Source organism: Quisquiliibacterium sp. (genome assembly GCF_982640115.1).
The window spans coordinates 21,015-31,243 of sequence record NZ_CEXFHW010000023.1 but is presented as its reverse complement, the minus strand read 5'-3'; the positions used below and the strand labels follow the sequence as shown (position 1 = coordinate 31,243).

Here is a 10,229-nt window from a genome sequence, read left to right as displayed (position 1 = left end):
GCCAACGCGGCCATAGCCCTTGTTGCCGGGCCAGAGGCTCTCGGGTGCACCGCCCGGCTTGGTGTTCTCTCCGGGGTGCTGGATGTTGACGAAGAGCGTGCGGCCGTCCGGCGTCTCGGTGATGCCGGTGACCTCGGCTCCGGGAGGCGCCACCAGGAAGCGACGCAGACGCGCATCGCCCAGCGTGGCACCCACAAAAGTCTCCTGCTTGCCGGTCTGCTCGACGCCGTTGACCACCATGCGGTTGTTCACCGTGACCTTGCCGCCGTCGCCCACCTGGCCCGGAATCGCGGCCAGCAGCATGCAGCCGGTTTCGTCGGTCATGGCGCCGTCATCGGTCTGGATCCAGCAGATGCCGGTGGCCTTGCTGAACCACAGGCCGTCGGGCGAGGAGAAGGCGTTCTTCGCGGTGAGGCCCGAGAGATTGTGGTCGGCGGTCTTGTCTTCGGCGCCAAAGAGGAAGATGTCCCAGGTGAAACCGGTGGCCGTCGACAGCTTGCCGGTTTCCTTGAAGCGGATGATGTGCCCGTTCGGGTTGCCCGAACCCTTGCGGCCGTCCGGATCGGTGTAGGCCCGCGGGTTGGCCGCATCCACCTTGGTGGGGGTGCGGTTGCTGGCGTTGTTGTTGGTCAGGGCAAAGTAGATTTCGCCGTTGGCCGGGTTCACCGCACCCCACTCCGGACGGTCCATCTTGGTGGCGCCCACCGCATCGGCCGCATGACGGGCATTGATCAGCACATCAGCCTGGTTGGCGAAGGCATAGGCGCTGTAGCCGCTGATCTTCGGGTCGGTGATGGTCAGTTCCAGCCACTGGCCGCTGCCATCGGCGTTGAACCTGGCCGCGTAGAGCTTGCCTTCGTCGAGGTACTTGTCGCCGGCGGCAATGCCACCGCCGATGTCGGCCGGGTCCCAGTTGGCGGCGCTCACGAACTTGTAGATGTACTCGTTGCGGGAATCGCAGCCCATGTAGAACGCCAGCGGCTTGCCGGCCTCCGGCGTGCCGCAAACCGCCGCCTCATGGGCGAAGCGGCCCATGCCTACCCGCTTGACGGAAGTGGCGCCGCTCAGCGGGTCGATCTCCAGGTTGTAGCCGAAGGTGTTGGGTTCGTTGCGGAAGTCCTCGGCTGCCGAGGCGCCCACCGCCGAGATGTTCCAGCGGGCAAAGCGGTCATCGGCTGCGTCGGGGGTGTGCCAGCCCTGACCGCTTCCGGTGGTGGCAGCGGCGCTCAGCGGCGCGCTGGCCACGCCATAGCGGCTGCGCGACGCGATGGTCTTGGCATCGACCGCGTTGGAACCCTTGGGCATCGAGAAGTACACCGCCCAGTTTTCCTCGCAGGCGAGGTAGGTGCCCCACGGCGTCATGCCGTGGCCGCAGTTGTTCAGCGTGCCGCGCGCGGTGGCGCCGGTGGCGTCGTAGCGGGTGACCATCATCGCGCGGATCGCGCTCAGGTGGGCTGCCGGACCGGCGACGCGAACCGGGGTCTGCGCGTTGACGCGACGGTTGTAGATCGAGTCACCCACCATCTTCCAGCTGTTGCCCGAACGGGTGACTTCCACCAGGCTCACGCCGTGGTGGTTGATCTCCTTGAGCACTTCCAGCGCGGGGCGGTTGCCCAGATCCCAGTCACCGAACTGGGTGAACTTCTTGCCGCTGACGCCGTTGGAGGTCTGGCCGCGGGCATTGAAGAAGTGCGCGTCGGCCGAGCTTTCATGGTTCACCGCAAGCACGGCACGACCGGTGTCGGTGCCGGTGAACTTGCCGTTGCTGCCGATGAAGAACAGGTCCATGCCGTCATGGTGATCGCCCACGCGCTGCGACCAGTCGTCGGTCTCGGTGCCCTTGTTGGAGTAGGCGGCCACGGTGTTGGCCAGGCGGTCACCCGTGGCGTGCAGCACGGTGTAGGTGTAGCCGGCAGGCAGCACCACATCGTCGAGCAGGCTCTTGGTCACCGGCTCGAAACCGAGACTGGTCTCGGTGGCGGACGCGGCATCGCTGCCACAGGCGGCCATCAGCGGCAGCGTGCCCAGCGCGGCCAGGCCCACGCCGCCGCGGATCAGGCTTCGCCGGGAAGGGCTCTTCAGCGAACGCTCGAGCACCGACTGGAAGTGCTCGTTGGCGGAGGTGTTGTGGACGGTATCGATCTTGTCTGACATGCATTCACTCCCGATGAGGCCTTGGCCGCCGCGAAGCCGGCGGGCTGACCGTGGATCGCCGGCGGCAGTCCGGCGCAGGGAGGATGCGCGGCCGATGTGTCGGCCGCATGGCAGAAAGATGGCAGGTTGGTGACAGCGGGGCGGCGCTCAGCGCTCGGCCAGGCTCATGGTGCGCGCGAGTTCACGATAACGCGCGAATTCGGATTCGATGTGGCGACGCAGCTGCTCGCCGCTGCCGGCCACGGTCTCGGCGCCACCCTGACGCTCGTTGTAGGCCGCGAACTCCGGCGAGCGGATGATCTCGAGCAGCACCTCCTCCACCCGCCTGGCGACCGGTTCGGGCACCTTGGCCGAGATGCCATAGCCCACCCAGACCATCAGCTCGAAGGGTATGCCGAGTTCACGCGCGGTGGGCACATTCGGCAGGAAGCGGTGGCGGGTGGGGCTGGTCATGGCCAGCGGGCGCAGCTTGCCGGCCTCGATCAACGGCATGGCGCCGCCATGGTCGGTGATCGCCAGATCGATGTCGCCGGCGATCACATCGTTGTTGGCCTGCCCCGCGCCCTTGTAGGCCACATGGATGAACTCCGCGCCGGTGACCTTCTGCAGCGAGAGTCCGCCGATCCGGTAGTGGTGCCCGTAGTTGGACATCTTCACGGTGTTGGGCCGGGCACGCGCCTCGGCGATCAGCTCGGGCAGCGTCTTGAAGCGGGAGTTGGCGCCGGTGACGATCACCGAGTAGCTGCGCGACTGGAAGGCCACCGGCCGCACATCGCGCAGGGGATCGTAGGGGGTCTCGGGCCGCAGCATGGGCGTGAGCACCATGGGCGAGGGCGTGATGTACATGAGGGTGTGGCCATCGGGCGGCGCCTGCAGCAGGGTCTGCACTGCGATGATGCCGTCGCCCCCGGGGCGGTTCTCAACGGTGGCGGGCTGGCCGGTGACCTTGGTGAAGCGCTCGGCCACGAAGCGGGTGCCGGTGTCGGCGCCGCTGCCGGGGCCCAGGCCCACGATGAACCGGGCCGGCCGCGACGGCCAGGCCGTGGCCTGGGCGCGGGCCGCCTGCGGCAGCGCCAGGCCCCCGAGGCTGGCGAGCCCGCCCAGACCACCGAGGCCGCCCGCGCCACCCAGTCCGCCAAGACCGGCCGCCAGGCCGGCAAGCACGCGTCGTCTCATGGCGGCCTCAGTGTTCGAACACGATCACATTGCGCGAGACGCCGCCCTTCTTCAGCGCCTCGAAGCCCTCGTTGATCTGCTCGAGCTTCAGTCGCCCGGAGATCAGTTCATCGAGGTGCAGCCGGCCCTGCTGGTAGAACTGGATCAGCCGCGGCATGTCGATGCGGAAGTGGTTGGAGCCCATCGAGGAGCCCTGCATGCGCCGCTCGCGCAGGAAGTCGGGGCCATGCAGCTCGATCTTGGTGCCCATGGGGATCATGCCCACGATGGTGGCGGTGCCGCCCGGGCGCAGCATCTGGAAGCACAGCTCGGCGGTCTGCTTCAGGCCCACGCATTCGAACGAGTCATGCACGCCGCCCGAGGTCATCTCCATGACGCGCTTGGCGGTGTCGTCGCCCGAGACCACGCCGTCGGTGGCGCCGAAGCGCCTGGCCAGCTCGAGCTTGGCCGGGTCCTTGTCGATGGCGATGATGCGGCCCGCGCCCGCGATGGCCGCGCCGTTGACCGCCGCCAGACCGATGCCGCCGCAGCCCACCACCGCCACGGTGCTGCCGGGCTGCACCTTGGCTGTGTGGATGATGGCGCCGAAGCCGGTCATCACGCCGCAGCCGATCAGCGCGGCAAGGTCAAGTGGCATCTCGGGGGTGATCTTCACCAGCGCATGCTCGTGCACCAGCATCTGCTCGGCGAACGAGGACAGGTTCAGGTACTGGTTGAGATGCTGGCCTTTCCAGCGCAGCCGCCTGGCCGCCCCGGGCAGCATCTTCACATCGGTGTTCGAGCACAGGCTCATGCGCCCGGTGATGCAGTACTCGCAGTGCCCGCAGAACACCGACAGGCAGGTGATGACATGGTCGCCGGGCTTCACATAGCTGACATCGCGGCCCACGGCCTCGACCACGCCCGCAGACTCGTGGCCAAGCACCGCCGGCACCGGCCAGGGCCACTTGCCCTCCATGAAGTGCAGGTCGCTGTGGCACAGACCGGCCACCGCGGTGCGGATCAGCACCTCGCGCGGACCGGGCTTGTCGATCTCGACATCCTCGATGGTGAGCGGCTGGTTGGGCGCATGGAAGACGGCGGCTTTCATCGGGTCTCCTGAGGGATGGTGGGTGACGGGGGAGGGCGGGCCTGGCTGCGGCGCCCTGCCGGCAGGCGGCAGGGCGGGGCGCCTCGCCCGGGCTGCGTCAGCCCGGGATGCGCACCGGCAGCGCGGTGAAGCCGTGAATGAAGTTGGAATACAGGCGCCGCGGTTCGCCGGCAAGCTCGATGCGCGGGAAGCGTTCCAGGATCTCCTCCCAGAGGATCTTCAGCTGCAGCTCGGCCAGGCGATTGCCCACGCAGCGATGGATGCCGAAGCCGAAGGAGATGTGCTGGCGCGGCCGGGCACGGTCGATGATGAACTCGTCGGCCCGCTCGATCGCCGCCTCGTCGCGGTTGGCCGACAGGTACCACATCACCACCTTGTCACCGCGCCGGATGGTCTTGCCGCCGAGCTCGAAGTCGGCCAGCGCGGTGCGGCGCATGTGCGCCACCGGCGACTGCCAGCGCACGATCTCGGGCACCAGGCTGCTCACCAGCGCCGGGTTGGCGCGCAGCTTGTCCCACTCGCCGGGGTGGGTGAGCATGGCATGCAGACCGCCCGACATGGAGTTGCGCGTGGTGTCGTTGCCGCCCACGATCAGCAGCACCACATTGCCCAGGAACTCCATCGGTGCCATGGCGCGCGTGGCCGCGCCGTGGGCGAGCATGGACACCAGGTCAGTTCGCGGCGGCTGAGCCTCGCGCTCCTTCCAGAGCCGCTGGAAGTACTCGAAGCACTTCATCAGCTCGGCCAGGCGCTTCTCCTCGGAGTCGATGCCCAGGCCCGACTGCAGGTCGGCGGTGGCCACATCGGACCACCAGGTGAGCAGGCGCCGGTCCTCGAAGGGGAAGTCGAACAGGGTGGCCAGCATGCGGGTGGTGAGCTCGACGGACACCCGCTCCACCCAGTCGAAGGTCTGGTTGCGAGGGAGATCGTCGAGCACGCTGCGGGTGCGCTCGCGGATGAGCGCCTCCATCTGCGCGAGATTGCCCGGCCCCACGATCGGGCTGATGGTCTTGCGCTGCTCGTCGTGCCGGGGCGGGTCCGACGAGATGAACGAGGGCCGGCGATAGCCCTCGGGCTGGTCGCGGATGGTGATGCCGCCGTACTCGATGCTCGAGGAGAACACCGCGTGGTTCACCTCGACCTGCATCACATCCTTGTAGCGGGTCACCGACCAGTAGGGCCCGAACCGGCTTTGCGGGCACCAGTGCACCGGGTCTTCGCGTCGCAGGCGCGCAAAGAGCGGCCCAACCGTGTGGTTCTGGAAGAGGGCGGGGTCGCTGACATCGATCGGGTCCATCCCGCTCGTCGGGCGCGTCAGGGTGGGGGCAGTGGTGGTCATGTCGGGCCTCCGTTTCAGCGAACCGCCGGCACGGCGCTCTGCGGCACGCCCACCGAGCGCGCACAGGCGACGATCGACTGCCAGGTGTCATCGGGCAGCGGGCAGCCCTCGCGCTGGCGCTGCGCGCGGTAGCGTTCCTCGACCTCGCCGGGCATCAGCACCTCGCCGCCGGGCTCGGCCGGGCGCGAACTCTTCACATAGTCGACATAGCGCAGCACCTCGCCGCCGAACATCAGCGAGGGGTCGATGCGCGCCGGGTCGAGGAAGATCGACAGCATGCCGTTGGCAAAGGGGCGATCGGGGGCGGTGGCGCCGGTGCCCGAGAGCGCGCCGCCGAGCAGCTCGCACATCATGGCCAGGCCCGAGCCCTTGTGGTCGCCGAAGGCGCGGATCGCGCCCTCGCCCTGCCGGTGGTCGCGCGGGCCCAGCGGCTCATAGGGGCCGTAGAGCATGTGCGGATCGTTGCCGGTGCGACCATCGGGCCCGATCAGCGCGTCCTCGGGCACCGGCTTGCCGCCCTGGCTGGCCACCAGCACCTTGCCCTCGGCCACCACCGAGGTGGCGAAGTCGAGCACCAGCGGCGATTGCCCCGGGCGCGGCACGCCCACGCAGTAGGGCGCGGTGGAAAAGCGCCGCTCCACCCCGCCGAAGGGCGCCACCAGCACGCTGCCGGCCGCGTTCACGAAGTGCACCGACACCAGGCCCTCGGCGGCGGCCATCTCGGCGAAGTCGCCCACCCGCCCGATGTGGCCGGCATTGCGCAGCGCCACCGCCGACAGGCCGCTGGCCTTGCACTTCTCGATGCCGATGCGGGTGGCCGCGGGTGCCACGGTCTGGCCAAATCCGAAGCGGCCATCAACCACCGCGATCACCGGGGTGTCCACCACCCGTTCGAGCTCGCGGTCGGCAACCACCGCGCCGTCGTGCTTCATCTGCACATAGCGCGGCACCCGCACCACGCCATGGCTGTCATGACCCGAGAGGTTGGCCGAGACCAGGTAGTGCCCGATGCGGGCAGACTCGGCCGCCGAACAGCCGGCCTTCTCGAAGATGGCGGCGACGAAGTCGCGCAGCGCCGGGGCGGCGATATGGATCATGCGCCGTACACCTCGGGGTTGACCGTGTTCTCGCGGTTGGGCTTGCCGTCGAGCACCTCGAGCACATTGCGCATGGCGGTGAAGGCCATGCGGTTCCAGGCCTCGATGGTCACGCCCGCCATGTGCGGCGCGGTGATCACGGTGGGCAGGGTGAGCAGCGGGTTGTCGGGCTCGGGCGGCTCGCTTGCCAGCACATCCAGACCCGCGCCGGCGAGATGCCCGCGGGTGAGGGCCGCGGCCAGCGCGGCTTCGTTGACGATGCCGCCGCGCGCGGTGTTGATCAGCACCGCCCCGCGCTTCATGCGCGCCAGGCGCGCGGCGTCGAACAGGTCGACGGTCTGCGGCGTCTTGGGGCAATGGATGCTCACATAGTCGGCCTGAGCCAGCGCGGCATCGAGATCGGCTACCGGGGTGGCGCCCACCATGCGGATATGGTCCTGGCTGACATGCGGGTCGTAGACCAGGGTGTCCATCTCGAGCGCCACGCAGCGCCTGGCCATGCGCGCGCCGATGCGCCCGAAGCCCACGATCACCACCTGCTTCTGGTAAAGGTCGGCCGGGAAGTTCTCGAAGCGGCTGTTCCAGCGGTGGCTGATCACCCGCGCGTGCATGTCGGCCACCCGCTTGGCATGGGCGAACATGAAGGCCAGCGCCTGTTCGGCCACCGACACCGAGTTGGCGGTGCCGGTGATCATCAGCGGCACCTTGCGCCGGGTGAGCGCCGGCACATCGATGGTGTCGTAGCCCACGCCGATGCGCGCCACCACCCGCAGGGCCGGGCCGGCGTCGAGCTCGGCATCGCCGATGCGGGTGAGGCCGAGCACCGCACCATGCGCGCCGGGCAGCAGGGCGCGGAAGTCGGTCTGGCTGATGTTGCCGGGGAAGCGGCGCAGTTCGACATCGGTGCGGCCCGCCACGGGCTTCAGGCCGTCGGGGGCGATGTTCTCGGGGATGAGGATCACATGGGTCATGGCGGCCTTGGCATCAGGGGGTTGGAGGGGGTGGTCGATGCTGCTGCCGGCCGGCCCGCAGGGTCAAGTCGCGCAGGCTCATTTTGCGCGGGCCGGCTGCCTTGCCTGAGCGTGCCTTCCGGGCGCGGGCCTTCTCAATCCTGCCGGGCGATGCCATGCTGCGCGTCTGCCCTTCGCAGTCCGTCACCCACCCATCATCTGCCGTCATCATGAAGTCCAGCCTGCTCGTCCGCCGGTCCTGCCTTGTCTCCTGTCTCGGCCTTGGCCTGGCCCTGGCCGGCTGTCAATCGACGCCGCCGGCGTCGGGGGGCGGCGCATCCGCTCCCGGTTCGCCGACCGCCTCACCCGCCGAGCCACTGCGCTTCATCGATCTGCAGAGCTTCGATGAAGCCCTCTCGCGTGCCCTGAGCGAGGGCCGGCCGACCGTGGCGGTGGCCTTCTACGACCGGGTCACCCCCAACGCGCTGCCCGCACGGCTGCAGAGCTGGATGGCCGCTGTCGAGACCCACGGCGGCAAGATCCAGGTCGTGCCCGATCCCGACGCCCTCGCCACACGCAACCCGGTGCTCATCATCGGCGCGCTCACCACGCTGTGGAGCGCCTTCAAGGTCGGCTCCGAGATGGCCTACCGGGCACTCTTTCGCAAGGTGCAGGGCTATGACGCGCAGATCCGCCTGCGCAACAACGCGGCCGGCGAGTCGCTGATCGACCGCATCGTGTTCGTGCGCCGCCCGGGCTGAGCAGGGTCATGGGCATGCGCGGCTTCCTGGGCCTGCTGGGGCTGCTCGCGGGCCTGCTTGCCGGACCTCCGGCCACCGCGCAACCATCGGCGGCGCCATCGGCCTTGCCGGCGCCGGCCGTGGCCACCATGCCGCTGGGCCCGGCGGGGCTTGCGCTGGCGGCCCCGGCCCGGCACGCCCTGGTCATCGGCAACAGCCGCTACCTGCAGGCGCCCTTGCGCAACCCGGCCAATGACGCGCGCGCGGTGGCGGCGCGTCTGCGGGCGGCCGGCTTCGAGGTCACCGAACGCCTGGATGCCGGTCGCGACGACATGCAGCGTGGCATCCGCGAGTTTGCCCAGACCCTCGCCCGCACCCGCGGGGTGGGGGTCTTCTACTACGCCGGCCACGGCCTGCAGCTCAACTGGCGCAACTTTCTGGTGCCGGTGGATGCCCGCATCCGCAGCAAGGCCGACCTGCAGTCGCAGGCGGTGGACCTGGGCCTGCTCCTCGACCAGCTCAGCCTGGCGCGCAACGCGGCCAACCTGATCATTCTCGATGCCTGCCGCGACAATCCCTTCGGCCCCGACTTCCGGGTCGACGACAAGGGCCTGTCGCAGATCGATGCGCCGCCCGGCACGCTGCTGGCCTATGCCACCGCGCCGGGCAATGTCGCCGATGACGGCCCCGACGACAACGGCCTGTACACCGGCAGCCTGCTGCGCGAGATGACCACCGAGGGCGCGGCCATCGAGGATGTCTTCAAGCGGGTGCGCCTGAGCGTGCGTCGCGCCTCGCAGGGGGCGCAGATTCCCTGGGAGAGCACCTCGCTCGAGAGCGACTTTTCCTTCGTGCCCTCGAGCGTGCCGCGCGATGCGGCGCGCGAGTTCGACGAAGACCTCAACCGCTGGATGAGCCTGCGCTTCAGCAACGCGGTCGATGAGCTCGAGGCCTTCATCCGGCTGCGGCCCGATGGCAAGTTTTCGGAGCTGGCCCAGCACCGGCTCGATCAGCTGCTGGCCGCGCGGCGCGAGCGCGGCATCCGCCCGCTGGCCGGCCGCACCGAGGGCTGCGCCTGCGGCCCGGGTGCCTACACGGGCGAGGCGGTGGGCTATCGCGTGGGCGAGCGCTACAGCTATCGACGCACCGATCTCGCCACCGGTGCGGCCCGTGAGCCGCTGCGCCTGACCGTAAGCCGCATCCAGAACGATGAAGTGTTCTACGAAGACAGCGCCTGGGTGACCGATCTCTTCGGCAACAATGTGCGTGATCCCGAGGGTCGGCGCTGGACCCCATACCAGTTCTTCATCCCCGACTACCAGATCGGCAAGCGCTGGTCCGCGCAGTTCGTGGTCACGCTGCCCAATGGACGCAACGCCACCCTGCGCTTCAGCCTGCGGGTGGCCGGCCGCGAGCGGATCACCCTGCCTTCGGGCACCTTCGATGCCTTCCGCATCGAGGCCCGCGGTGCCAACCTCGTCAACGGTGCGCTGCTCGAGCGCACCGCCTGGGTGGCGCCCGAGAAGATGCGCGGTTTTCTGGCACTCGAGAGCGTCGCCCGTGTCGATGGACGGGTGATCGAGGGCGAGCGCATCGAGCTCACCGAGTACGCTCAGCCTGCCGCGCGGCGTGTCGCGCCTGTCACCTACTGATCGTCGTCCTGCCCGGCAGGCGCCGTTCGTC

General features: G+C 69.2%; 8 protein-coding genes. 2 read left to right on the top strand and 6 right to left on the bottom strand.

The genetic code is table 11. The features are described 5' to 3' along the window. The 6 genes from AC2H6A_RS04720 to AC2H6A_RS04695 all read right to left on the bottom strand — a co-directional run. The coding region (locus AC2H6A_RS04720) for a PhoX family protein (protein ID WP_484271986.1) at positions 1 to 2,154 on the bottom strand (2,154 nt) is incomplete at its 3' end. A 147-nt stretch (positions 2,155 to 2,301) separates the two neighbouring features. Next, positions 2,302 to 3,330 (bottom strand): Bug family tripartite tricarboxylate transporter substrate binding protein, encoded by a 1,029-nt coding sequence (locus AC2H6A_RS04715; RefSeq protein WP_484271985.1) that lies wholly within the window; start codon positions 3,328 to 3,330, stop codon positions 2,302 to 2,304. Positions 3,331 to 3,337: 7 nt separating this feature from the next. Continuing rightward, positions 3,338 to 4,420, bottom strand: a complete 1,083-nt coding sequence (locus tag AC2H6A_RS04710) for a Zn-dependent alcohol dehydrogenase (RefSeq protein WP_484271984.1) — start codon at positions 4,418 to 4,420, stop codon at positions 3,338 to 3,340. Positions 4,421 to 4,517: 97 nt separating this feature from the next. Beyond that, a complete protein-coding gene (locus tag AC2H6A_RS04705) occupies positions 4,518 to 5,759 on the bottom strand; it encodes a cytochrome P450 (RefSeq protein WP_484271983.1) in 1,242 nt (413 codons plus the stop codon). Between the two features lie 14 nt (positions 5,760 to 5,773). After that, positions 5,774 to 6,856, bottom strand: a complete 1,083-nt coding sequence (locus AC2H6A_RS04700; RefSeq protein WP_484271982.1) for a malate/lactate/ureidoglycolate dehydrogenase — start codon at positions 6,854 to 6,856, stop codon at positions 5,774 to 5,776. Continuing rightward, complete coding sequence (locus AC2H6A_RS04695) at positions 6,853 to 7,827, bottom strand: hydroxyacid dehydrogenase (RefSeq protein WP_484271981.1); 975 nt, start codon at positions 7,825 to 7,827, stop codon at positions 6,853 to 6,855. Before AC2H6A_RS04695 ends, AC2H6A_RS04700 begins: the two co-directional genes overlap by 4 nt. Positions 7,828 to 8,036: 209 nt before the next feature. Here AC2H6A_RS04695 and AC2H6A_RS04690 point away from each other — a divergent pair, with 209 nt between their 5' ends. Together AC2H6A_RS04690 and AC2H6A_RS04685 are read left to right on the top strand one after the other, a co-directional pair. Beyond that, a complete protein-coding gene (locus AC2H6A_RS04690) occupies positions 8,037 to 8,567 on the top strand; it encodes a hypothetical protein (protein WP_484271980.1) in 531 nt (176 codons plus the stop codon). Positions 8,568 to 8,581: 14 nt separating this feature from the next. Further along, positions 8,582 to 10,198, top strand: a complete 1,617-nt coding sequence (locus tag AC2H6A_RS04685) for a caspase family protein (RefSeq protein ID WP_484271979.1) — start codon at positions 8,582 to 8,584, stop codon at positions 10,196 to 10,198. Positions 10,199 to 10,229 lie beyond the last annotated feature (31 nt).

What these genes read in the sequence shown, in the direction of transcription:
- AC2H6A_RS04715 (WP_484271985.1), bottom strand. Translation starts at nt 3,330, where the DNA reads ATGAGACGACGCGTGCTTGCCGGCCTGGCGGCCGGTCTTGGCGGACTG.
- AC2H6A_RS04710 (WP_484271984.1), bottom strand. Translation starts at nt 4,420, where the DNA reads ATGAAAGCCGCCGTCTTCCATGCGCCCAACCAGCCGCTCACCATCGAG.
- AC2H6A_RS04705 (WP_484271983.1), bottom strand. Translation starts at nt 5,759, where the DNA reads ATGACCACCACTGCCCCCACCCTGACGCGCCCGACGAGCGGGATGGAC.
- AC2H6A_RS04700 (WP_484271982.1), bottom strand. Translation starts at nt 6,856, where the DNA reads ATGATCCATATCGCCGCCCCGGCGCTGCGCGACTTCGTCGCCGCCATC.
- AC2H6A_RS04695 (WP_484271981.1), bottom strand. Translation starts at nt 7,827, where the DNA reads ATGACCCATGTGATCCTCATCCCCGAGAACATCGCCCCCGACGGCCTG.
- AC2H6A_RS04690 (WP_484271980.1), top strand. Translation starts at nt 8,037, where the DNA reads ATGAAGTCCAGCCTGCTCGTCCGCCGGTCCTGCCTTGTCTCCTGTCTC.
- AC2H6A_RS04685 (WP_484271979.1), top strand. Translation starts at nt 8,582, where the DNA reads ATGCGCGGCTTCCTGGGCCTGCTGGGGCTGCTCGCGGGCCTGCTTGCC.